At 56.4% G+C, this 23,191-nt stretch carries 18 protein-coding genes; 14 read left to right on the top strand and 4 right to left on the bottom strand.

Going from position 1 to position 23,191, the window contains the following annotated elements:
- Window positions 1-178 precede the first annotated feature (178 nt).
- The 5 genes from SH410x_RS26760 to SH410x_RS26780 all read left to right on the top strand — a co-directional run bounded on the left by SH410x_RS26760 (window position 179) and on the right by SH410x_RS26780 (window position 8,461).
- Window positions 179-1,723 carry a type I restriction-modification system subunit M gene (locus tag SH410x_RS26760; RefSeq protein ID WP_473672420.1) on the top strand — a complete coding sequence of 515 codons (1,545 nt, stop codon included), beginning with the start codon at window positions 179-181 and terminating at the stop codon, window positions 1,721-1,723.
- The gene (locus tag SH410x_RS26765) at window positions 1,716-2,939 is read left to right on the top strand and encodes a restriction endonuclease subunit S (protein WP_473672422.1); all 1,224 of its coding nucleotides are present in this window, start codon (window positions 1,716-1,718) and stop codon (window positions 2,937-2,939) included. The genes SH410x_RS26760 and SH410x_RS26765 overlap by 8 nt, the downstream gene beginning before the upstream one ends.
- Window positions 2,936-5,911 (top strand): type I restriction endonuclease subunit R, encoded by a 2,976-nt coding sequence (locus SH410x_RS26770; protein ID WP_473672424.1) that lies wholly within the window; start codon window positions 2,936-2,938, stop codon window positions 5,909-5,911. The genes SH410x_RS26765 and SH410x_RS26770 overlap by 4 nt, the downstream gene beginning before the upstream one ends.
- A gap of 9 nt (window positions 5,912-5,920) precedes the next feature.
- Window positions 5,921-7,651, top strand: a complete 1,731-nt coding sequence (locus SH410x_RS26775) for an ATP-dependent nuclease (RefSeq protein ID WP_473672426.1) — start codon at window positions 5,921-5,923, stop codon at window positions 7,649-7,651.
- A gap of 282 nt (window positions 7,652-7,933) precedes the next feature.
- Entirely contained in the window at window positions 7,934-8,461 is a 528-nt protein-coding gene (locus tag SH410x_RS26780; protein WP_473672428.1) for a hypothetical protein, read from the top strand.
- Window positions 8,462-8,631: 170 nt separating this feature from the next.
- Here the strand turns inward: SH410x_RS26780 and SH410x_RS26785 are convergent, their stop codons facing one another.
- Together SH410x_RS26785 and SH410x_RS26790 are read right to left on the bottom strand one after the other, a co-directional pair.
- Window positions 8,632-11,370, bottom strand: a complete 2,739-nt coding sequence (locus SH410x_RS26785; protein ID WP_473672430.1) for a protein-disulfide reductase DsbD family protein — start codon at window positions 11,368-11,370, stop codon at window positions 8,632-8,634.
- A gap of 120 nt (window positions 11,371-11,490) precedes the next feature.
- Window positions 11,491-12,693 (bottom strand): phosphotransferase, encoded by a 1,203-nt coding sequence (locus tag SH410x_RS26790; protein WP_473677408.1) that lies wholly within the window; start codon window positions 12,691-12,693, stop codon window positions 11,491-11,493.
- A gap of 550 nt (window positions 12,694-13,243) precedes the next feature.
- Here SH410x_RS26790 and SH410x_RS26795 point away from each other — a divergent pair.
- The 3 genes from SH410x_RS26795 (at window position 13,244) to SH410x_RS26805 (ending at window position 17,482) form a co-directional block, all read left to right on the top strand.
- Window positions 13,244-13,444, top strand: a complete 201-nt coding sequence (locus SH410x_RS26795; RefSeq protein WP_146391139.1) for a cold-shock protein — start codon at window positions 13,244-13,246, stop codon at window positions 13,442-13,444.
- 340 nt (window positions 13,445-13,784) lie between these two features.
- Window positions 13,785-17,207, top strand: a complete 3,423-nt coding sequence (locus tag SH410x_RS26800; protein WP_473672432.1) for a PVC-type heme-binding CxxCH protein — start codon at window positions 13,785-13,787, stop codon at window positions 17,205-17,207.
- A gap of 119 nt (window positions 17,208-17,326) precedes the next feature.
- On the top strand, window positions 17,327-17,482 hold the full coding sequence (locus SH410x_RS26805; RefSeq protein ID WP_473672434.1) for a hypothetical protein: 156 nt from the start codon (window positions 17,327-17,329) through the stop codon (window positions 17,480-17,482).
- 201 nt (window positions 17,483-17,683) lie between these two features.
- On the opposite strand, the gene groL is transcribed toward SH410x_RS26805, so the two are convergent.
- Both groL and SH410x_RS26815 read right to left on the bottom strand, forming a co-directional pair.
- The gene (groL, locus tag SH410x_RS26810) at window positions 17,684-19,303 is read right to left on the bottom strand and encodes a chaperonin GroEL (protein WP_473672436.1); all 1,620 of its coding nucleotides are present in this window, start codon (window positions 19,301-19,303) and stop codon (window positions 17,684-17,686) included.
- Between the two features lie 113 nt (window positions 19,304-19,416).
- Complete coding sequence (locus SH410x_RS26815; RefSeq protein ID WP_146408105.1) at window positions 19,417-19,734, bottom strand: co-chaperone GroES; 318 nt, start codon at window positions 19,732-19,734, stop codon at window positions 19,417-19,419.
- A gap of 770 nt (window positions 19,735-20,504) precedes the next feature.
- Here SH410x_RS26815 and SH410x_RS26820 point away from each other — a divergent pair.
- The 6 genes from SH410x_RS26820 to SH410x_RS26845 are packed head-to-tail and all read left to right on the top strand — an operon-like array spanning window position 20,505 to window position 23,188.
- Entirely contained in the window at window positions 20,505-21,062 is a 558-nt protein-coding gene (locus SH410x_RS26820; RefSeq protein ID WP_473672438.1) for a Na+/H+ antiporter subunit E, read from the top strand.
- On the top strand, window positions 21,052-21,375 hold the full coding sequence (locus SH410x_RS26825) for an MrpF/PhaF family protein (RefSeq protein ID WP_473672440.1): 324 nt from the start codon (window positions 21,052-21,054) through the stop codon (window positions 21,373-21,375). The genes SH410x_RS26820 and SH410x_RS26825 overlap by 11 nt, the downstream gene beginning before the upstream one ends.
- A complete protein-coding gene (gene mnhG, locus SH410x_RS26830) occupies window positions 21,372-21,719 on the top strand; it encodes a monovalent cation/H(+) antiporter subunit G (protein ID WP_473672442.1) in 348 nt (115 codons plus the stop codon). Before SH410x_RS26825 ends, mnhG begins: the two co-directional genes overlap by 4 nt.
- A complete protein-coding gene (locus SH410x_RS26835; protein WP_473672444.1) occupies window positions 21,716-22,282 on the top strand; it encodes a DUF4040 domain-containing protein in 567 nt (188 codons plus the stop codon). The genes mnhG and SH410x_RS26835 overlap by 4 nt, the downstream gene beginning before the upstream one ends.
- Window positions 22,279-22,725: a Na(+)/H(+) antiporter subunit B gene (locus tag SH410x_RS26840; protein ID WP_473672446.1), complete on the top strand. Its 447-nt coding sequence runs from the start codon at window positions 22,279-22,281 to the stop codon at window positions 22,723-22,725. Before SH410x_RS26835 ends, SH410x_RS26840 begins: the two co-directional genes overlap by 4 nt.
- On the top strand, window positions 22,715-23,188 hold the full coding sequence (locus SH410x_RS26845; protein ID WP_473672448.1) for a sodium:proton antiporter: 474 nt from the start codon (window positions 22,715-22,717) through the stop codon (window positions 23,186-23,188). The genes SH410x_RS26840 and SH410x_RS26845 overlap by 11 nt, the downstream gene beginning before the upstream one ends.
- The last annotated feature ends 3 nt before the right edge of the window (window positions 23,189-23,191 follow it).

The following is a 23,191-nucleotide window of genomic DNA, read 5'->3' on the forward strand; positions in this document are numbered from 1 at the left end:
AGTCCAACTGACGTCATGTCTTTCGGAAACAATGCAGCTTGGAAATGCGAAAAATGCGATCATCCAATTCTGTTTGTGTATCGAGGTGTCGGTGGAAACCAAAGAAACCCGGTGACCTGCCGATGCGGAGCTACCTACTTCCTGAAACCTGAATTTGGTGCGGTGCCTGAACCACCGCGTGGACAACGTCTACAGCCTGCACCTGCGATGGACATCGTTTGATATGACTCACCTCACCCAATCGCAACTCGAATCTTACCTCTGGGGCGCGGCGACGTTGCTTCGGGGGTTCATTGATGCGGGCGACTACAAACAGTACATCTTCCCATTGCTGTTTTTTAAACGCATGTGCGATGTTTACGACGAAGAGCATGAGACGGCGATGGCCGAGTCCGATGGCGACGAGGACTACGCGTCATTTGCGGAGAACCATCGTTTTGTGATCCCCAACGATGCCCACTGGAACGTTGTTCGTGAGACAGGCAAGAACGTCGGCAAGGCGATTCAAGACGCGACGAGGAAGATCGAGTCGGCCAACACGGAAAAGTTGTATGGCATTTTTGGCGACGCCCAGTGGACGAACAAGGATCGTTTACCCGATCGAACGCTAAAGGAGATGATTGAGCATTTCAGTTCGCGGACGCTCTCGCTCACAAACTGCCCTGAGGACGAACTTGGTGTCGGCTACGAGTTCCTGATTAAGAAGTTCGCGGACGACTCCGGTCATACGGCTGCGGAGTTTTACACGAACCGCACTGTTGTACATTTGATGACCGAGTTGCTTCAGCCGAAGCCGGGCGAGACGATTTACGACCCGACGTGTGGCAGTGGCGGCATGTTGCTATCCAGCATTGCACACCTTCAGCGTCAGAAAAAGGAATGGCGCAACGTCGGTTTGTTCGGTCAGGAGCGAAATATGATGACCTCGGCCATTGCCAGGATGAACTGCTTCTTACACGGCGTCGAAGATTTTAAAATTCTTCGCGGAGACACGCTGTCTGATCCCAAGTTCGTTGAAGGTGACAAGCTACAGCAATTCGACGTCGTGCTGGCAAATCCGCCTTACTCGATCAAGCAATGGGATCGCGATGCATTTGCTTCTGATCCCTGGGGTCGCAACATCTACGGTACTCCGCCGCAAGCCTGTGCTGACTTTGCGTTCTGGCAGCACATTGTATTGAGCATGAAATCGAAATCTGGACGGTGCGCAATTTTGTTTCCTCATGGGGTTCTTTTTCGTGACCAGGAACAGGACATGAGAAGGAAACTCGTCGAAACGGATCTAATCGACTGCGTAATCGGATTGGGTCCCAACCTCTTTTACAATTCGCCAATGGAAGCGTGTGTAGTCATCTGCAGAACCAAGAAACCGAAAGAACGAAGAGGGAAAATCCTGTTCGTAAATGCCGTTAATGAGGTCACGCGAGAGCGTGCACAGAGTTTTTTGACATTGGGACACCTACAAAGAATTACCGATACCTACCAAGCTTTTTGCAATGTCGAGCATCTTGCAAAGGTCGCATCATTGGGCGAAGTAAAAAATAACAATTGGGATTTGCGACTGCACTATTACGTCACGCCGGAGGAAGGAAAGCAATCAGCATCAAATGGTAGCAATGACAACGCAGATACGCACATAACCAACTGGATTGCATCTTCAAAGACGGTTCGAGTTTCGATGGGCGAGCTAATGGGCAAGCTCAAGGAGTGCGGTCTTGGTTAGCAAAAGAGCAATCGGAAACGGCAAGTGGACACCTGTAATGTTTGGTGACGTGGTCACGAATCTTACGGAATCTGTCGATCGCGACACTTCGACGTTAGACAGATACATCGGTGGCGAACACATGAAATCGGAAGACTTTCGACTGCGTCGTTGGGGAGAGATTTCCGATGACTACTTGGGTCCAGCTTTTCATCGGCGATTCAGGAAAGGACAAGTTCTCTACGGTTCTCGACGAACGTATCTGAAAAAGGTTGCCATTGCCGACTTTGAAGGTATCTGTGCAAACACAACATTCGTGCTTGAGGTGAGCGATCCGACAAGACTCTCACCGGATTTACTGCCGTTCCTTATGCTCACAGACGATTTCACGGACCATTCGGTTCGTGAGTCGAAGGGCTCAGTTAATCCGTACATCAACTGGAAAGACATTGCGAAGTATGAATTTGAGCTTCCTGCAATATCAGAGCAGCAAAGAATCGCAGCGGTCCTAAACAGCGTTGACGCAGTGTGTGAATCTTTTCGCAAGGCGATCACTGATTCGGAGCGTGTCTACAACATTGCCGTTTCCAACTTCTTCAGATTTGGGTGGGGCGAAAGTCGCTCAACTCGAGATGTGCGATATCTCGGCAAGGTGCCAAAGCACTGGTCTACCGAAACACTGGAGAGTCTTCGTAATGAATCAGCGCCAATCCGATATGGCATCGTTCAGCCGAAAGATTTTTTTGAAGGGGGTGTTCCAACCCTTACTATCACTGACCTTGGCGGTGACCAAGTTCAAAATGTGCATCTTACAGATCCAAAAATTGAAGAGCCGTATGCGAATTGCCGAGTCGAGCCAGCTGACATTCTTTTATCGATCAAGGCTACCGTAGGCGCAGTCGATATTGTCGCTGAGCATTTTCTTGGAAATATCACGCGAGATTTAGCGCGCATCCGATGTGGCGAGAAATTGCTTCCAAGATTTTTGCTTCATCTAATGCGATCAAATCGGTATCAGGCGTATATGAATCGGTTTGTTGTGGGTTCAACTCGGAAAGAGATTTCCATCCACTACTTGCGACAATTCCTCGTTCCTTACACAACGATTCCAGAGCAAGAATCAATTTCGAACGTGCTTGACGCAATTGAAGCCACTATCGCGGAGCAGAGGACTCACCTTAAACAATGCGTGGAGCTTCAGAAGTCGTTAGCTAATGAGTTGCTTTTTAGGACATGATCGTGCCATTTAACGAAGCTAACACTGTCGAGCAGATGATCCTTGATGCCTGCCAGGGCCTTGGCTGGCACTTCGTGGCGGGACCGCTATTGGCTCGACAGTCTGCAGAAGTTTTCGTTGAATCGAAACTTCGCGATGCGCTCATCCGACTCAACCCGGAAATCGCCGCTCAGCCCGATCGCGCCGACGAAGTGATCTACAAACTGCGAGCGATCCCACTGGCTGTCCAAAACGACGGCTTAGCTCGCTCGAACGAAGCACTCACTCAGTGGATGCGGAACGACAAGACGATGCCGTTTGGTGCTCGCGGCGAACACACTACGGTGCGATTGGTCGACTTCGACGATCCGGCCAACAACGAACTGATCGTTTGCAACCAGTGGACGTACAAGGTTGGCAAACTGGAAAAGCGTTTTGATATTGTCCTGCTGATCAACGGCTTGCCAGTCGTGGTCGGCGAGGCCAAGACGCCTGTGCGACCTGCAGTGACCTGGGTCGATGGTGCCAGCCAAATTCACGACGACTATGAACAAAGCGTTCCGGCGATGTTCGTGCCGAACATTTTTAGCTTCGCCAGCGACGGACGTGCTTATCGTTACGGTTCAATCCGCATGCCGCTGACCATCTGGGGACCATGGCGAGTGGACTCGCAACCGGATCAAGCAAGTGGCGTTCACGAAAAGCCTGAAGACTTTGCCAAGAGTGGCTTGCCCAAGACCGATGCCGCGCTTGAAAAGGGATCACTGGCCGACGTTCGCAAGACGGTTGAAAGCATGCTGCGACCGGAAGTTGTACTGGACATCTTGCAAAACTTTACGGTCTTCGCAACGGACAAGAAACACCGACGCATCAAGATTATCTGTCGCTACCAGCAATACGAAGGAACGAATCTGATCGTCCAGCGTGTGATCGATGGACGGATCAAAAAGGGACTCGTTTGGCATTTCCAGGGCAGCGGTAAATCGCTGCTGATGGTCTTCACCGCTCAAAAGCTTCGGATGCATCCGAAGCTAGGCAACCCAACGGTGTTGATCGTCGTTGACCGGATCGACTTGGACACGCAAATCACCGCGACGTTCAACGCGGCTGATGTGCCGAATATGATCAAGGCCGAAAGCCGCAGCGAGTTGCAGCAACTGCTGGCCAAGGACGTTCGCAAAATCATCATCACGACGATCCACAAGTTTGGCGAGGCTGACGGCGAACTGAACGCTCGCGACAACATTATCGCTCTGGTAGACGAAGCCCACCGCACGCAAGAAGGCGACCTCGGACGCAAGATGCGGGAAGCCCTGCCCAATACGTTTCTGTTCGGTTTGACGGGCACGCCAATCAATCGAGCGGACAAGAATACGTTCTACGCCTTCGGTGCCGACGAAGACAAATCGGGCTACCTGACTCGGTACTCGTTTCAAGAGTCGATTCGCGACGGCGCGACGCTTCCGCTGCACTTCGAGGCTCCCGATGTCAAACTGCGAATCGACCAGGCCGCCATCGACGAAGCTTACGCCAAGATCACCGGCGAGCTAAGCGAACAAGACCGCGACGACCTGGGCAAGCGAGCGGCAAAGATGGCGGTGCTGGTTAAATCTCCGGAAAGGGTCGACGGCATCTGCGAGCACATCGTCAACCACTTTCAAGCGAAGGTCGACCCGAACGGTTTCAAAGGAATGGTGGTCACGTTCGATCGCCAGTGCTGCGACCTCTACAAGAAAGCAATTGACCGGATCACCGAAGACCCCGATATGTCGGCCGTCGTGATGTCGGTCAATTCCGGCGAGACGGACTACGACAACTATCGCCTAGATCGTGACGCTGAAGAAAAGCTGCTCGACCGATTTCGCGATCCGGCCGATCCGCTGAAACTGCTCATCGTGACGTCAAAGTTGCTAACGGGATTCGACGCGCCGATCTTGCAGACCCAGTACCTCGACAAGCCGATGAAGGATCACAACCTGCTGCAAACGATCTGCCGCACGAACCGTGTCGCCGATGGCAAGTCGCACGGTTTGATTGTCGACTACATCGGCATCTTTGACGACGTCGCCAAGGCTCTCGCCTTCGATGAGAAAGCGGTTCAGTCGGTCATCACGAACCTCGACGAACTGAAAGCCGAATTGCCCGAGAAGGTAAAGGTGTGCTTGGCGTTCTTCCCAAACGTTGATCGCACACTCGACGGCTACGAAGGATTGCTGCTGGCCCAGGACTGTTTGCCCGACAACGAAACCCGAGACAAGTTCGCTGCGGAGTTCTCGGTGCTAGCCCGCCTTTGGGAAGCCCTCTCACCCGATGCCTGCCTGTCGCCTCACGAAACCGACTATCGTTGGCTGGGCCAAGTTTATGAATCGGTGAAACCGGCCAGCGGAAACGGTCGCCTGCTTTGGCACGCTCTCGGTGCCAAGACGATTGAGCTAATCCACGATAATACGCATTTGGAAAGCGTCACCGACGACCTCGACGCTTTGGTCATGGACGCCGACTTAATCGAAGCCGTCGAAGAGGCGAAAGGCCGAGCACGAAAGATCGCGTTGCAATTGGTCGCCCGCCTCCGCAAGCACGCAGGCGATCCGAAGTTCGTCGAACTAGGCGAGCGTCTTGAAAAGCTAAAAGAACGGCACGACCAAGGCCTCGACGATAGCCGCAAGTTCCTCAAAGAGATTTTGCGTCTGGCCCAAGACGTCGTCCAAGCCGAAAAGGCAACGCCACCCGAAGTCGTCCAAGACCAAGGCAAAGCAGCACTCACGGAATTGTTCGAGGAGATTCGCAACGACGAGACGCCGATCGTCGTCGAGAAGATCGTCGCCGACATCGACGACATCGTGCGAATCGTCCGCTTCGACGGTTGGCAAGACACCAGTGCTGGCCAACGCGAAGTCAAGAAAGCACTCCGAAGCACACTTCTGAAATACAAACTCCACGGCGACCAAGAGTTGTTCGACCGTGCCTATGGCTACATCGAGCAGTACTACTAGAACGACGCCATGAACGAATCTCAGCTGAGCCCCAACCTCGAAGCAGGCAACAAGAGTCCCCATGCGTTTGTGAAATCAATTTCGTTTAACGATGGCACGACTATCGATTTGAATCCCGACGATGTCGTTGTGATCGTCGGCCCTAACAACATGGGCAAGAGCGCGACACTCAGGGAGATTGAGTCAAAAGTCCAATCGCCGCGATCTGAATCCGTGATTTTGACAGGTATTGAAGTCGAGAGAGCCGGCGAGGTCGATCGGCTTGAGTCATGGTTGTCTGGGACGTGCAGGAAGCAACAGGATAAAAACAACCCCGCCAATCCAACTTACACACGGCTCGGCCAATCCGTTAACCACAGCCAAGCAACGAGTTATTGGAATGATCCAGTCAATGGTCTCCGTAACTTAACACCATTCTTTTTCTACCGATTAACAACCGAAGCACGCTTAGGTGCAGCCAAACCAGCTCCGAACATTCGATTGACGACGGACGCACTTTCGCATCCGATCCACTACATGCAGGCTGACGACACAGTTGAAAGGCGAATAAGTGAAATTTTCCGCCAAGCCTTCGGGCAAGATCTCATTGTTCACAGAAACGCAGGCAGCGAGGTCCCGTTGCACTGTGGAACTCGACCGGAATTGCTGGCAGGCGAGGATCGTGTTTCGGTCAGCTATCTTGAACGGCTTGAAAAACTACCGACCTTGGATTCGCAAGGTGATGGAATGCGAGCGTTTGTCGGCATCCTACTTCATGCCTTTCTAGTTGATCACTCGTGTGTTTTGATTGATGAGCCTGAGGCGTTTCTACACCCTCCGCAGGCAAGATTGCTTGCTCGATTTTTGGTTGAACAAGAGTTGTCAATGAGACAAATATTTCTTGCGACGCATAGCGGCGACATCCTGCGAGGAATACTTGACGCGGGTAGTCAGCGAGTTCGGGTGATTCGCCTACAACGGGAAGGAGGACTAAACGTAGTCTCGCAATTGAATCAATCAGAGATCCGGTCGCTTTGGAATGATCCATTGCTACGATACTCGAATGTACTCGATGGAATATTTCACCTGCATGTTGTTGTATGCGAGAGCGATGGAGACTGTCGATTCTATTCCGCCGTCCGCGATGCCATGGTTGAGAGCGGAGTTCTGCAAAATGCCGATGTGATGTTTGCGAACTCAGGGGGCAAAGATCGCCTGCCAACGTTGGTAAGCGCTCTTCGACGTTTGAACGTAAAGGTTTCTGTGATCGCTGACTTTGACGCAATAGACTCTGAATTGATTGGAAGGATTTTTGGATCACTTGGAGGCGATTGGGGTGCAGCCGAATCGAATTGGCGGATAGCTAAAGCAGCTATTGAGCAAAAGCGTCCGGAAATGCAGGCGTCAGAATTGAAGCAGAGGGTGGCGAGTGTGCTTGATAAAATTGAGGAGCAGTATTTCCCAAGATCTGCCGTCAAAGAAATTCAAGGGCTGCTGCGAAAATCGACGGCGTGGTCGACCGCAAAAGATCAGGGAATGAGCTTTGTTCCATCCGGCGATGCAACGCGAGCGTGCCAAGAGTTATTAAGCCAATTGAAGAGCCAAGGATTGCACATAGTTCCTATCGGTGAACTCGAAGGATGGTGCCGTAGTGTTGGTGGTCACGGACCAAACTGGGTCATCTCGGTGATCGAAAAAAGCCTGAGCGACGACCCGGAACTTGAAGACGCTCGTCAATTTGTTCGAGCAATTTTTTCGTAATTAGAGCAATTGCTTTTTGCACGTTAGCCGCGCCCGCAAATCAACCCATCTATCAACCCAACCAGCCAACACGCCCGCGACGTCGCCTTTGTGCGGCCTTGTCGCGGGCATTTCTTTTAACCGTTGGCCAATGTTTCCCCGCGTTTTTCGGCACACGAAAAAGTTCTTGGAATAACTCCGGAACAGCGCTGGATGTGTTTTCGAGACAGAGGTAACTGTGTGGTCCCGTTGACCACGGTGGCCAACGCGGAACCTCGAAACCCCAACTACGGGAACACAAACATGGCTACGAAGAAAACCACCACCGCTACCAAGACCGCTGCCGCCAAGAAGACTTCGGCAAAGAAACCAGCCACCAAAAAGCAGCCCGCCAAAACGACGAAAGCGACCACGGCGAAGAAGCCCTCCGCCACGAAAACGAACGCCAAGAAAAAGCTCAGCCAGATCGACGCGGCCTTGGCGGTTTTGAAGAAAAGCCGCAAACCGCTTTCATGCCAAGAAATGGTCGAAGCGATGGCCGATTGGCGAGCCAAGCGGCGAACGCTCGAAGAACAATTGCAAGCGTCCGAGCCCAGCCAAACCGTGTCGACGCAGCGCGAGGCCGCCCGCGTCGCGGCCGAACTGCACGGCTTGCGGGAAACGTTCGCCCTGGCCGATCCGGCGACGTTGAGGGCCGCCCTGGCGACCGTGATCGAGGATATCACGCTCTACTGGACCGACGGCGGACCACGCAAATGGAAGTTCCAACGCGGCAAGATCCGCCTCGGTGGCAGCTTGCGCCTACTAGCTAGTTCCAAGAAGAAAAACTGACGTGGCTACGCTCGCCAGAGCGTGGAATCCCACCGTCTGGCGACGGTCGCTACGGGAGAATTCGTCACTTGTTGTTCACGCGTTCCTTAATGAACCGTTCGGTAGAACGATCACACCCTCTAACCGCCCCCGCACCACACCGGCATCCTAAGATGCCGCTGTGTACTCGATCACCGGGTGACGAGCGTCTTGGGCTCGGCCGGCTTGTGGCTCACCACTGGACCGGCTTGACTCGGGCCGGCTTGCCGGAGTGCCGTGAGGACATTTTGCTGCGTGACGAGGTCACGCAGTAAGATGGGTCGACTCGGATCGCTGCCGGGATAGATCGCTAGCAGTGGAATCGACTTGCTCTGCAGCTCGTCGAGCTTGGCTTTGATCTCGGGACTGCGGTCGGTCCAATCCGCGTACATTGTCACGACACCGAGTTCTTCAACCAAGTCAGCGGTGGGCTTCGTATCGATCGCGACGCCGAGATTCACCAGGCAGCTGAGGCACCACTTAGCTGAGAAATCGACCAACACCGTTTTACCTTCGGCATGCAACTCCTGCAGACGCGCCTCGTCGTAAGGCTCCCAGGCGATCAGTTCCTGTTTCTCCTGCTGGTCCGGCGGGCTGGGGCCAAGGTAAGTGAAGGCGAGCACTGAGATAGCAACGGCCACACCGATTCCAGAGGTCCATGCGATCACACGGCGCTGTGCGGTTTGCCAAGACGGTGTTTTGCCGATGATCCAACAGCCGAACCACACCCCCATCAAGGCTGCGAAAACCCACATTTTGTCGGCATCATCGAAGGTGTAAAAGAAGAACGCGACGGTGGCCAGAAACAAAAACGCCAGGAATTCCTTGAACGTTTCCATCCAGGGTCCCGGCTTGGGTAGCCACGACATCAACTTGGGCCAGATCCCCATGATCACATAGGGAACAGACATCCCCAGTCCCACGACCAGGATCACGATCGTCGATTGCAGCGGCGGTAGCTTGCCACCGATCAGAGCGAAAATGCCACCCAGGAACGGGCCACTGCAGGGCGTCGACAACACCGTCGCGAACATGCCTTTGAAGAAGGCACCGGTATAGCCCTCCCGCTGCTGAAGCTCTTGAGCCCCTTTACTCGAGGCCATTCCGGGAGCAGGCAGCTCCCACACACCGAAATAACTCAGTGCCATCGCGAACATCAACACGATCAATGCGATGCGGACTTCCGGGTGCGTGAACATCTCACCCCAGGCCATCGAAAACACGACCATGAGCACGGCGAGCAATACAAAGATCGCCATGATGCCAGCGGCGTATGAGAAATTCAACAGAAACGCTCTCCGGCGATCCGAACCAGCCTGCTGGACAAAACTCATCACCTTCAAACCAACAACCGGCAAGACGCAGGGCATGAAGTTCAAAATGAACCCACCCAGCAAAGCGAACCCCAACAGCACCGGAAGCGTCATCGATGCACCGGAGGAATCCTCCATAACGATCGGTGCGACTGCGGCTCCGTCGCTCTCGTTATCGATCTCGCTGTCGCCTGTAGAGACCGTTGCATTCGTCGCGTCAGAGACCACCGCAGCGGGCTTGATTTCATCCACCCATTCCGTGTTGCCCGCAAGCTTTTTGACATCGCCAAATTTAGCTGACGTGAGCGTCATCGCGGTGGCCTGCACCCCGTCGGCGTTCTCCGGTGCATCGCCGGGGGTAACGTCAACGACCGCTTCGAAACGCAGCGCCTTGGGCACCAAGCAACTCGTCGCCGTGCAGGCTTGATATCCAACTGCTCCGCGAATTGTTTTTTTGCCAGGTTTCGCGTCCGCGGGAACTTCGATCAACATCGTCCAGGTCACATCACCGGGATGGTATTCATTGACGAGTCCAGGAACGAGTTCCTCTTTGATAATCTCCGCATCCGTTTTCGGCGCCGCGATTTGCAACCCCGCTTTATCCTCGACGGCAAAGTTTGTCGACATCGGCTCGTCACCGACAATACCGGGATACGTGTGATACTCGCCCTCTGGGACGGCTGTGAAAACGAGCTTGCCCTGTTCGCCGGGATGCAGCGTGGGCGGGGTCACGTACATTCGCCAGCGGATCGCGTAGTCGTCGTCCTGAAACAATGGAATTGCCGACGCATCGACTTGCTCAGCGACCACCGACACCTCCGTGCCATCGACAACATCGGCAGTCGAAGAGGCGTGAGTGTCCATGCCTACCAGCGCGGCTTCCGCCATCGCGGGCGATGCTGGCCCGGCGTATTTCGCAGTCAGTGTTTCGTCGAGCGGTTGGCAGGCACCACCGGACAAGCATGTCAGGGCACTGATTTCGACCTCGACGTTCGGCAAGGACTCCGGCGTCTGGTCAGCCTTCTGAATCTTCGCCAAGGCGAAGAACTTGACTTCGTCTTCATGCTCCTCGACAGTGATGCCGCCGAACGCTTGAGAAATGCTCTTCTTCGGTTTCGAATCACTCTGCCAATCACCGACGATCTGCAAGACGTCGTCCTTGGCAAGTTTCAATTTCGTCGGCAGCGGACCGCCTTTGGGCTGCGTCAACGAATAGATATGCCAAGGTGATTCCAAAGCAACGTCGACCTGGACGACAACCATCTGTGGATGATCGGCGAGTGAGAACAGTGACGCCTCCACCGCTGCGGGGTTCTGTTGCCCCAGCCCAATCGGATCCTCTCCATATCGCCCTAAAGACAACGAGGGGAATAGCCCGGTGGTGTCCCCGCCATCGTCGGCGCGCACCGAAGAAGTGAACGGTCCCGTTGGCACTAGCAACGTGATCAGTAACAGGATCGCGATGGCCGGCAGCGTCTTGCCGAGCGAGCCAACGGTGTCGAGCCAGCGGCGTCTACCGACCGCATCGAGTGGGCCCAAACAGCGTTTCGGGGCGAAAGTCGTTGGAATTCGTTTCACGTTCGACCGGGTTATTTGCGGAGTCATCATCTGCATAAGGCTTGGTGAAAGACAGATTCGATGGAAAAGGTAAATTAGATCCGAAGTTGCCTTCGCGAAGTGATGGCAATTTTAACAGATTCAGCAATTCGAAGCGATTAAATGAGAAATCCGGCCCTGGACTTGCTGGGCACTCGCTGCGAACTGTCTACGTTCCGCAATAAGCCACACCAGCCAATTCGCTAGACCACCCACCTGATTGACATCGATTAGCGTTTGGGCGAGGTCCCATTCGCTCTGGGAAAATGGCCGAATCCGACGGTACCCCGCCACGGCAGCATCCAGCCGAGAGCAGGCGATGGGCCCCGTTGCCTTGGCGATCGAGGGTGCAGTTGCGTCAAAATCTCCCGCCCAGCGAGCCAGATCGGCTGCGGGAGAATCCAGGTCGAGCGCGTCATAATCGAGAATCCCTTGCACAACCTCGCTGTCATTGAACAACACATGCTCCCGATGGACGTCACGGAGCACCCAGCATGTTGGCAAACGCCCACGATCACGACCATGCTGATGCAGTCGCTCGACCAACTGCGGGCTGACATCTGACCACTGCCGAGCGAGCGCCGCTGCACTTTGAATCAGCAGCCTGGCCAGCTCGCGACAATGGAACGCCGACGCGGGCTCGTGCGGTTGTTCACGCGTCAACTGGCACGCCAATCGACTGGCGAGCTCGTCCTGTGCAGGGAGTTCGAGGGCGATGCGGTGGATCTGCGACGTGATTTCCTGCAGTCGCGTGCTGCGGTCGGTGATGCAGCGTGGGATCTCCCGATCCTTCGGAACAGGCCTTGAGGTGGACCAACGGTCTGGATTCAACGCTGCGTGAATGCCTGCGATCGCTTCTCCCCCCCTCGCGACTGCCGTCTCGGACGCATCCGACGGCAAGGGCGCACCGGGGATCCACCGAGCCACTTCCCAAAAATGCCCATGCTCACTCACAAGCGTGGAATCGGCATCGCCGCGAGTCAGTGGCGGTGCGAGCAGACTGCAGTGCTGTGCGGCCGCCCGCACGATTGCGGCAATTCGCATGATTTGCGGGCTCGATGCCGAGGATGGCCACGCCTTCAGTGCCCACGAGGGCGGCTGGCTCTCGGCTTTCGAGACCGCCTCGACGCTGCCAGCGTATTGCACGCGAAAGACGGCCCCGCCGCTGAATCCCGACCCGATCGGCGTCGTGCGAAAGCTCTCGCTGAGCGCAAGCCTATCCCTTGTCAGGCTCGCGTCGGCCGAACTTTGTAGCGTGGCCGACCAGTGCGTCAGTACCGAATGTCGTTGCTCGGGCGTGAACATAGGCAAGGGAAAGGGTCGATGCGTGAGTGATTCAAACTTCAGGGGCCAGTGTTTCCAGGCCTCAAACGCTGCTGAAACGGAGGTAAGTCCTGGATTGGAAGTTCTTTAGGTTAAACCGCGTGAGCATCCTCCCACGCGATTACCGCTCCTCTCGCGGCCCGCTGGCCGCGAGTTTCCAAGATATTTTGCGAGCTCACCGGTGCGCGAGTGCTCCACGCCGACCGCCGCTCCCCCTCCACATCGCATAAACCGCTCTCTGCGACCTCCCCAAATCTGCCGGGGGAGGCAAAAAACCGAGAAAACGACATTTGTGTGAGGCACGATACAGCAGTCTGGCCCACAAAAGCAAATTTTTACCAAACTTCTTTCGGATCCGTTTTTACCGTAAATTGCCGAGTGAATCGATCATTTCAACTTAAGGGGGAACCTCCCACAGCCCAGGGAGTATCGCCAAAACGGGTATAACGCGATATACTCTCGACCAGTATTCGAGTACCGAGGACGCACTGTCGTTGGGCTCGCCTACAAGACACATTTTAGGAATGAACAGATGGCAGAGGGTACGATCAAACGAGTCACCGACAAGGGATTTGGATTCATCGACACTGGAAGTAGCAAAGACTTGTTTTTTCACTCGTCCAGTCTTCAAGGGGTTAATTTCGACGACCTCCGCGAAGGCCAACGAGTGACCTACACCGAAGGCCGGGGCCCCAAGGGTCCTTGCGCTGAGAACGTCTCACTCGCTGAGTAGTGGATTCTCAGCGGCCGTGATTCGGAGCAGTCGCCCCAGGTGATTGATGTGATGAAACGTACTGCCGTTGAAGAAGATACCGAAGTGACCTAGTGAAGAACAATTAACGCGGCCCCACGGGCTCCTCCTTAGAGGAGTCCACGCTTGGGCGGCCGCGTGTGGATGGGGAGCGAGTCGTCTCCTGTGAATTCGAACGAATTCATAACCGACGAACCGCTCCTGACCACAAACCCGATCCATTCTCTCTTGGATCGAGACAACACCAAACATGCCTACCGACAAGTATCTATACTGTCGCTCTCTTTGCAGTTTGAATCCCCCCGATGCAGTTGCCCACATGATGAGTAATAAAATCTCGGCGCCCTTTTCAGCGACCCGCAGCCCGAGCAGTAGCGCCGCCGCACTCCTGCTGATCGCAGCACTCGCAGGCTCCCTGCCCATCATGATCGCTGCGCCTCGCTTCGCCCTCGCGGACGAGCGCCCCCAGCCAAACCAGCCCCAAGCCGAGCACCCCACCCTGCAATACGATCGCTGGAGCGGTTCGATCAATGTGCCCGACCCCGTCGCGATCAGCGTGGATGACCGCGGCCGAGTTTTTGTCACCCAGACCCGCCGCCGGAAGATCCAGGACCTGGACATTCGAGAAAACCGCGACTGGGTAGCCGACGACATCGGACTGCAAAGCATCGACGACAAAAAATCGTTCTACCACTCCCAACTGGCCATCGGAGGCGACCAAGCCACCCAGTCCAAACATGTGACGGACGTCAACGGCGACGGCCAACACGACTGGCGCGACCTCACCGTGATTGGTGAAGTAATCTACCGACTCAGCGACGACGACGGCGACGGGAAAGCTGACGAGATCGTGCTCTTTGACGAAGACTTCAAGACAGAGGTCACCGGCATCGCTGCAGGCGTGATGGCATGGGACGGCGACGTCTACGCAACCGTCGCGCCCGACCTATGGCGATTGACGGACTCCGACGATGATGGCGTGGCCGACGAACGCACCATTATCGCGACCGGCTTTGGGCTGCACATTGCCTATGCGGGCCATGACATGCACGGGCTGACGGTCGGCCCCGACGGCAAAATCTACTGGTCCATCGGCGACAAGGGCATCAACGTCACCAGCCCAGAGGGACGCCATTACTTCTATCCCAACCAGGGCGGCGTGATGCGATGCAACCCCGACGGCAGCGATTTCGAAGTGTTCGCCCACGGCTTGCGAAACGTGCAGGAAATCGCGTTCGATCAATACGGTAACCTGTTCGGCGTCGACAACGATGCCGACCAAAAAGATGAGCACGAACGATTCGTTGCGATCGTCGATGGAATGGACGCAGGCTGGCGGTCGCACTACCAATTCCGCGGCGGAAAGTACAACCCATGGACTGACGAGAACCTGTGGAGACTGCCTGGCGAGCAGCACCCCGCCTACATCATCCCCCCGATCAAACACTATGTCGACGGCCCCGCCGGATTCAAGTTCAACCCAGGCACCGCACTCAGCCCCGAATACGAGAACTATTTCTTCCTGACGTCGGCACCCAACGGGAGCCAATACGCGTTTCAAGTCGCGGCCACGGGCGACTCCTTCCAAATGTCAAACGACCATCTCATCGGCAAGGGACCGGCGATCGTGGGCCTCGCGTTCGGCCCCGACGGAGCACTCTACGGCGCGGACTGGGACGGCGGCTACCCGCTCGACCAAAAAGGGGCTGTCATTCGAATCGATGTCGAAGACGCCAAACGCCATCCACTACGGCAACACGTCGCAGAGACCCTAGCCGAAGGCTTCCGCACCAGGTCGATCGCAGAACTGACGGAACAACTCTCGTACCCCGACATGCGAATTCGCCAAGCGGCACAGTTTGAATTGGTAAGGCGTGGCAACGCAGAGGCATTCCAAAACACATTGCAAGCAGGCGACTCGGACACACTCTCCAAACTCCATGCAGTCTGGGGCCTGGGCCAGCTATCCCGCGCGGGCAACCATGAAGTGAACAAGAGCATCCTGGCAGCGTTCCACGACGCCTCACCGAACGTACGCGGGCAAGCCGCAAAAACGTGGGGTGAAACAACTGCGCCGGACGGCCGCCCATTGATCCCGCTCCTGACCGACGATGATTTACATGTTCGCGTGAATGCCGCCCTGGCTCTCGCCAGACACCCCGACGCAGTGGCCTACAACGACCTACGGGACGCGGCAGGCGAACTTTCCGCGGACCAACACTACCTGCGACACGCGATCGTCACCGCACTGGCCGCCTGCGCATCAACCAGCGACTTGGCTGACAACCACAATAGCGATAACGAAATGCTACGGCTCTGCAGCGTCCTGGCTCTCCGTCGCCAGTCCAATCCTGCGGTCGCTGAGTACTTGCACGATCCATCCGACTGGGTCGCGACCGCAGCAGCGAGAGCCATCCACGACGACCTCTCCATCGCAAGCGCGATGCCCGCACTCGCCGCCGCACTCACAACCGACACCCAACGCAGCGCAGCGTTCTTGCGCCGCAGCATCAACGCCAACTACCGACTCGGAACAGCCGAGTGCTTTGATCGAGTCCTCGAATTTGCGTCCCTGGACAACGCGGACGCCAAAATGAGAGTCGATGCCTGCGACGCGATTGCAAACTGGCTGCAACCGCCCGCTCTCGATCGCGTAGAAGGTCGCCGGCGAGACCTGCCGCAGGACCAGCGAGAAATCAACGTCCCCACAGCCGAAACAGTGCTTGCAAAACTCGCCAGCGCTGGCAATCCAAGGGTGCAATCAGCCAGCATCGCGGCGGCCAGCAAGCTGAAGATCAAACTATCAGCCGCCGCGCTGCAAGGCATCTTTCACACCCAGTCGCTAGACACCTCGCTACGCACCGAATCGCTGCGTTCGCTGGTAACCTCCGCGAACGATGACGCGGCAGCGATCTGCCTCGAGGCAATCGCTTCCCCCAACCAACAACTCCAGCTCGAAGGCCTGAAACTGCTGACCACACACTTTCCGAAACAAGCATTTCCAGCGATCAAACAAGCCTTTGCGCAAACCAAATTCCTCCGCGTGCAACAGGCCTGCATCCGCGCCGCCGGACGACTCGACCAAGCCGACGGTGACGATTGGCTGGCAAGCGTGGCCGACAAAGCAATCAACGGCAACCTAAACCCACAACTCGCCTTGGATGTGGTCGAATCGATCGACCACGCGATGCAGGGCCACGGCGACGACAAAGCCCTACAGAGCCTGATACTCCAACGCGCCGAGCAACTTCAGGAGCTCGCCACCACCCGATCAAAAGACAACCCCGAGAACGCCAAGTACGCATTTTCGCGAGACGGCGGCGATGCCGAAAGCGGGAAGCGAATCTTCAACACAAATGTCGCCGCCCAGTGCGTCCGATGCCATCGAATTGGAAAGGAAGGTAGCGACATCGGCCCCGAACTGACGAAAATTGCGACCCAGCGGGACGCTGACCATCTCCTGCGCGCTATCACGTCACCAAGCGCTGACATCGACCCCAAATACAAGACAACGGCCTTTGTACTCGACTCCGGCATGGTCCTCAGCGGTGTGATCCAGTCCGAAAGCGACGACGAAATCGTCATCGCCGACGCCACTGGCAAACTCGTTAAAATCGACCCCGACGAGATTGAAGACCAAGTGGAACAAAAGGTATCACTAATGCCCCAGATGCAAGAAGTGCTCTCAGCCGCCCAGGTCCGCGACCTGGTGGCCTACCTGCGTACACTCAAGGGAGGCAAGTGAACACAGCGGATGGTTTTTTACCCAACCTAAAGAAAGCTTTATCATAGGATCAGCGACCCTTTAGGCTCCGGTGCGATAGTGGTGTCAGACATTCGACATCCACCCTCTGGAGAAATGCCATGAGCAGCTTCGTGACCTTCGTCTTATATGCCGCAGCGACCACCGCCGCCGTCCTGATCGCAACCTACTTCACCGGCACGACGACCACCTGCGACCCAGGCTCCGACCGCTCCAACCAGCCATTCCCCGCCCGCCGGATTCGGGGATCGGTTTAACACCGCCCGCACGCCGAGCGACCCGCTCATATTGAGCGGGCCGTTCATACAACGCTCCATGCCGTCGCTTGAAATTACCCAGAGCGTGCCCTGATCCGGTGATCCAAGAGCAGCCACTTGCGGCGCGAAGATTCCAATAAAAAAACCCTCCCGCAAAAGCGAGAGGGTTTTGTGGCTTGCTCATCCGACAGAAGCGGATGCTCAATACATGTCGTTGCCGCCGGAGTGACCCGACTTGCCGTCAGCCTTTGGCTTTTCAGCGATCAACGCGTCGCTGGTCAGCAACAGAGTCGCGACGCTGGCTGCGTTGCTCAGGGCGGTGCGAGTGACCTTGGTTGGGTCGATGACGCCAGCCTTGACGAGGTCTTCGTAGACGTCCGTCAGGGCGTTGTAGCCTTCATTCCCCTTCATGGCGAGAACCTTCTCGCACACGATGCCACCGTCTTGGCCAGCATTTTCGCTGATCATGTGCAGCGGTGCACGGCATGAACGCAGCACGATGTTGTAGCCAACACGCTGATCTTCGTTCATGTCGTCAGCAGGCTTGACCTTGCCGGACGCACGCAGCAAAGCCACGCCGCCACCAGGAAGAATGCCTTCTTCGACGGCTGCACGGGTTGCGTGCAGGGCGTCTTCGACACGTGCCTTCTTCTCTTTCATTTCGCTTTCAGTCGCCGCACCAACGTTGACCTTGGCGACACCACCGGCGAGCTTCGCCAGCCGTTCTTCCAGTTTCTCGCGATCGTAATCGCTGCTGCAGTTTTCGATCTCGCGGCGAATTTGCGCGATCCGGGCTTGAATGTCCGTCGACTTGCCAGCACCTTCGATGATCGTGGTGTTGTCCTTGTCGATGATGATCTTCTTGGCACGACCGAGTTGCGGCAGGTCGACACTGTCGAGCTTGACACCAAGTGCTTCGAAGATGGCGCTCCCGCCAGTCAGAATCGCGATGTCTTCCATCATCGCCTTGCGGCGATCGCCGTAACCGGGAGCCTTAACAGCAGCGACGGTGAAGGTGCCGCGCAGGCGGTTAATCACGAGCGTCGCCAGGGCTTCGCCGTCAACGTCTTCGGCGATGATCAGCAGCGGCTTGCCTTGCTGAACAACCTTTTCGAGCATCGGCACCATGTCTTTGATGTTGCTGATCTTCTTTTCGTAGACGAGCACGTAAGCGTCTTCGAGGACGACTTCCATGCTGGCCGAGTCAGTAACGAAGTACGGCGAGAGATAGCCGCGATCGAACTGCATGCCTTCGACCCATTCTTGCTCGGTCTGCAGACTCTTGCCTTCGTCGACGGTGATCACGCCATCCTTGCCAACCTTGCTCATCGCGTCGGCGAGCAGATTACCAATTTCGCGGTCATTGTTACTGGCGATGGTAGCGACGTTGGCCATCGCTTCTTTGTCCTTGACCTTGACGGCCATGGAGTGCAACTGAGCGGTGATGTCGGCGACGGCAGCTTCGATACCGGCCTTCAACTGGATGGGGTTGATGCCAGCAACAACAGCCTTGAGGCCTTCATTGAAGACTGCTTCGGCCAACACGGTTGCGGTCGTCGTGCCGTCACCAGCAACGTCGCTGGTCTTGCTGGCAACTTCGCGAACCATCCGGGCGCCCATGTTCTCATAGACGTCTTCCAGATCGATTTCCTTAGCGACGGTGACGCCGTCCTTGGTAACCGTGGGGCTGCCGAAGCTCTTCTGCAGGATCACGTTGCGGCCCTTAGGGCCGAGCGTGACCTTGACGGCACGAGCGAGTTTGCCGACACCGCGACGAATCGCTTCGCGGGCTTCTTGATCGAATGCAATGATTTTAGGCATGGTGAACTAAATAGTGGTAAGGTTTTGTTAGTGGAAATTCGGGGGAATCGGACCGCAGCGTGCCGCAAACGCGACCGACAACGTTGACACCCCCCTGCGTGCAAGCCGGGCGACTAGCCGATCACGGCGAGCACGTCGTCTTCACGCATCAGCAGGTATTCGACATCGTCGATTTCGATGGTCTCACCCGCATAACTACTGAACAGAACGCGTTCGCCCGTCTTCAGTTGGCTAGGGGCACGGCTACCGTCGTCGAGCTGCTTGCCGGTACCGATGGCGATCACAGTGCCGCGAGCGGGCTTTTCCTGGGCAGAGTCCGGCAGCACGATACCGCCCGCCGTGGTGCTTTCGCGCTCTTCACGCTGGATGACGATGCGCTCGCCGAGGGGTTGCAAGCGATTTTTCGAAGCCTTTTTCGTGGCAGTTGCCATGTCCGTGACACCTTTCTGTATCGTGGGCGGTAGTGTGAAAATGAGTGATGGCCGTGGAGGCAATCCACCGAATATTCTCGGCAGGGGGTCGCCGCGTACAGGAACCCCTCAGGGCTCCGCTGCCGCGGTGTATCACCAGGGCTGGCCATTGTGGCAGCGACGCAGTGTTGTCAGGGCGTCTTGAGCAATCCGCGTGCCGATACAGCACGCGACACCCTAAGCCCTTTGGATACCGAGTGTTACGATGACCGGCCGGAGTCGCCAGTAGCTCCCTCCGTCCAGATTGGCAGTCTGGCCGATACGCTAGGATTGACCGCCAGATTTCCGCCGCGCACACAAAAGGACTCCCCCGTGACTGTGCTGCGGGAAAGCTGGCCCTTGGGATTCGAAAAGGCAATGAAAGCGATCGCCAGCCCCCTGTCGGCTTTCCCGACTGGGGACCATCACTGGCGGACGTTACTGCCATCCTAGCGGCGTTCCGGTTTGGTGAGCCGAATCGCGTGAGCGGCCCGGTCGCTCGCGTCACCCGATGCCCTGCGGCATTCGGCTCACCATCGCCGACCGAACTTCGACTCCATCAACAGCCGGCTAGGGCAGTCGACCGGGGATCCGGGGGCGAGCAGGGGCAAGAGATCCTCCAGAAGCCTGTCCCAGACGCTTGGCTGGTTGCCGTGAAGGGGGCGTGCGGTTTAAGGTATGCGGGCAATCGGAACCCCGGGCGCGGCTTGCCCTCTCGCCGCATGCGTTTCTATGGATTGAATGCTTCGCACGTGAAATATGGCCTCGCTCTCTTCGCTGCTCTGCTGGCCAATTGGCTACTTTGGTCGGGGCACTTCGACAATCCGTTCATGATCGGATTGGGCGTCAGTTCGTGCGTGCTATGCCTGTGGCTGACGATGCGAATGCAAATCGTCGACGAAGAGGGAGCCCCAGCCCACCTCGGCGTCATGCCGATCGCACTGTACAGCCTGTGGCTGGTCAAGGAAATCGCCAAGGCAAACTTGGTCACCGCCAAAATCATCCTAGCGCCTAAAATGCCGCTGCGGCGAAATCTGATTCGCGTGCCTGCCAACCAGGCGAGCGAACTGGGACGCGTGATTTTTGCCAATTCCATCACACTCACCCCCGGCACGGTCGCGGTGCGACTGCAAGACAACGAGATTCTTGTGCATGGCCTCGCTCTGCTCGAAACCAAGGAGCAAATCTCCGGTGGCATGGGCGAACGGGTCTGCCGGCTCGAATGCGGTCACCCCTGCGAATGCGTTGGCGACGATCGCGACACAGCGTCCCAGGCACCCCTAAGCAGTGAGGGCCGTGATGACTCCTGACCTACTCCCCTCGGCACTTACCAGTGGCATGCTGATGGTTACGTCCGTTGGCGTGCTCATCACGATGTCACTGGCGCTCGTCCGTGCGATGCTTGGCCCAACCGTATTTGATCGCGTTCTGGCGCTGAATATGTTCGGCACCAAAACAGTGCTACTGATCAGCGTGGTCAGCTTCATGACCGGACGCAGTGACTTCCTCGATCTCGCGCTGCTGTATAGCCTGATCAATTTTGTCGGCATGGTCGCGCTGCTGCGGTTCACGCAGTACAACAGCTTCAGCGACAACGTTCCGCCGCCGGAGGAGTCGCCATGATCATGCTTGAAATCGCCAGCTATTTCTTCTTGATCGCCGGTGCGGCGTTTTCGATCGTCGGTGGCATCGGATTGGTGCGATTGCCGGAGTTCTACTCCCGCATGCACGGCGGTGGAATCACAGACACCATGGGGGCGGGGCTGGTGCTCATCGGCCTCATCTTGCTCGCGGGCCCCACACTGGTCGCGTTCAAGTTATTTGTCATCCTGTTTTTTTTGACGATCACGAGTCCGAGCTCTTGCCATGCGCTGGCCAAGTCAGCGCTATCGAAAGGCTTGCAGCCGGAACTGGATCTCGAGACTGATGTCAAGTTATCCAAATTCGGGAAAGGAGGGCGGCAATGAATTTGATCGTATTCGCCTTGCTCGCGCTGCTTGCGATTACCGCTGTCGTGATTGCGCGTCTGCGTGAACTGTGGGCGGCAATTATGTTCACCGGGATCTATAGTTTCCTCAGCGCCAGCTGGATGCTCATCTTGGATGCACCGGATGTCGCATTTACAGAAGCGGCCGTCGGCGCAGGGATCTCGACCGTGCTGATGCTCAGCACCATGGCGCTAACGGGCCAGGGCGCAGACATCCCTCGCAACTCGTCCTGGCTTCCCTTGCTAACCGTCGTCGTGACGGGCGCCATCTTGGTCTACGGAACGCTGGACATGCCACACCTCGGCGCCGTCGACGCGCCCGTCCAGCTGTACCCATCGCCTACCTACGTCGAACGTTCCATCGAGGACATGCATGGGCTGCCCAACGTGGTGACGGCACTGCTGGCGAGCTACCGAGGCTATGACACGCTCGGCGAGACCACGGTGGTTCTGACCGCCGGCATTGCCGTATTGCTGATCCTGCGGCGTGACGAGAACGACGAGTCCGCAGCGGAAACTCCGCCACAAGAGGAAACGACGTGACGCATTTTCCAATCATTCGAATCATCACGAAACTACTGATCCCCTACATCCTACTGTTCGGGCTGTACGTTCAATTCCACGGCGACTACGGTCCCGGTGGCGGCTTTCAAGCAGGTGTAATTTTTGCCTCCGCATTGATCCTCTATGGATTGGTCTTTGGGCTCAGTGCGATCAAACGCGTGGCACCTCCGATCGTAATCGAAAAGGCCATGGCGTTCGGCGTGTTGATCTATGCAGGCACTGGCGTCTTGACGATGTCGTTGGGCGGTGAGTTCCTTGACTACAGCGTGCTCGAACATAACCTGCTGCCGCAGTGGCACTTACCGAGCGGTCAGCATTTAGGGATTTTCCTGGTCGAACTTGGCGTGGGGATCACCGTGACTTCGGTAATGACCATGATCTTCTACACGTTCGCAGGGCGGAGACAGATCCATGACACTTGAATCGATCGCAGGACTGTACAACTACTGGATCGTGATCTTCCTGATGATGACGGGGTTCTATATCGTACTCGCACGAAAGAACCTGATCAAATCGGTAATCGGGCTGAACATCTTTCAAACGTCAGTGTTTTTGCTCTACATCACGATGGGCAAAGTCAAGGGCGGGACCGCTCCAATCATTCCACCGGAGATTGCCCACCAGCAGTCACTTCATGCGGGACACGCGGATGCCGGACAGACATTGGCGAATCATGCCGATGGGCATGGCGAAGCGATTGCGGAGGCCGCCACTGCGGCAGGCTCGATCGTGTACTCCAATCCACTGCCAAGCGTCTTGATGTTGACGGCGATCGTCGTTGGCATCGCGACCACTGCCCTTGCACTGGCTCTGGTCGTGCGAATCCGTGAGGACTACGGGACAGTCGACGAAGAACGCATTCTCGAACTGGATCGTGGCGAATGAGAA

The organism is Rhodopirellula sp. SH410 (assembly GCF_055811895.1).

Coding starts and splice junctions, on each gene's coding strand:
- SH410x_RS26800 (WP_473672432.1), top strand. CDS start 13,785: ATGAGTAATAAAATCTCGGCGCCCTTTTCAGCGACCCGCAGCCCGAGC.
- SH410x_RS26790 (WP_473677408.1), bottom strand. CDS start 12,693: ATGTTCACGCCCGAGCAACGACATTCGGTACTGACGCACTGGTCGGCC.
- SH410x_RS26805 (WP_473672434.1), top strand. CDS start 17,327: ATGAGCAGCTTCGTGACCTTCGTCTTATATGCCGCAGCGACCACCGCC.
- SH410x_RS26825 (WP_473672440.1), top strand. CDS start 21,052: ATGACTCCTGACCTACTCCCCTCGGCACTTACCAGTGGCATGCTGATG.
- SH410x_RS26835 (WP_473672444.1), top strand. CDS start 21,716: ATGAATTTGATCGTATTCGCCTTGCTCGCGCTGCTTGCGATTACCGCT.
- groL (WP_473672436.1), bottom strand. CDS start 19,303: ATGCCTAAAATCATTGCATTCGATCAAGAAGCCCGCGAAGCGATTCGT.
- SH410x_RS26770 (WP_473672424.1), top strand. CDS start 2,936: ATGATCGTGCCATTTAACGAAGCTAACACTGTCGAGCAGATGATCCTT.
- SH410x_RS26845 (WP_473672448.1), top strand. CDS start 22,715: ATGACACTTGAATCGATCGCAGGACTGTACAACTACTGGATCGTGATC.
- SH410x_RS26815 (WP_146408105.1), bottom strand. CDS start 19,734: ATGGCAACTGCCACGAAAAAGGCTTCGAAAAATCGCTTGCAACCCCTC.
- SH410x_RS26795 (WP_146391139.1), top strand. CDS start 13,244: ATGGCAGAGGGTACGATCAAACGAGTCACCGACAAGGGATTTGGATTC.
- SH410x_RS26775 (WP_473672426.1), top strand. CDS start 5,921: ATGAACGAATCTCAGCTGAGCCCCAACCTCGAAGCAGGCAACAAGAGT.
- SH410x_RS26780 (WP_473672428.1), top strand. CDS start 7,934: ATGGCTACGAAGAAAACCACCACCGCTACCAAGACCGCTGCCGCCAAG.
- mnhG (WP_473672442.1), top strand. CDS start 21,372: ATGATCATGCTTGAAATCGCCAGCTATTTCTTCTTGATCGCCGGTGCG.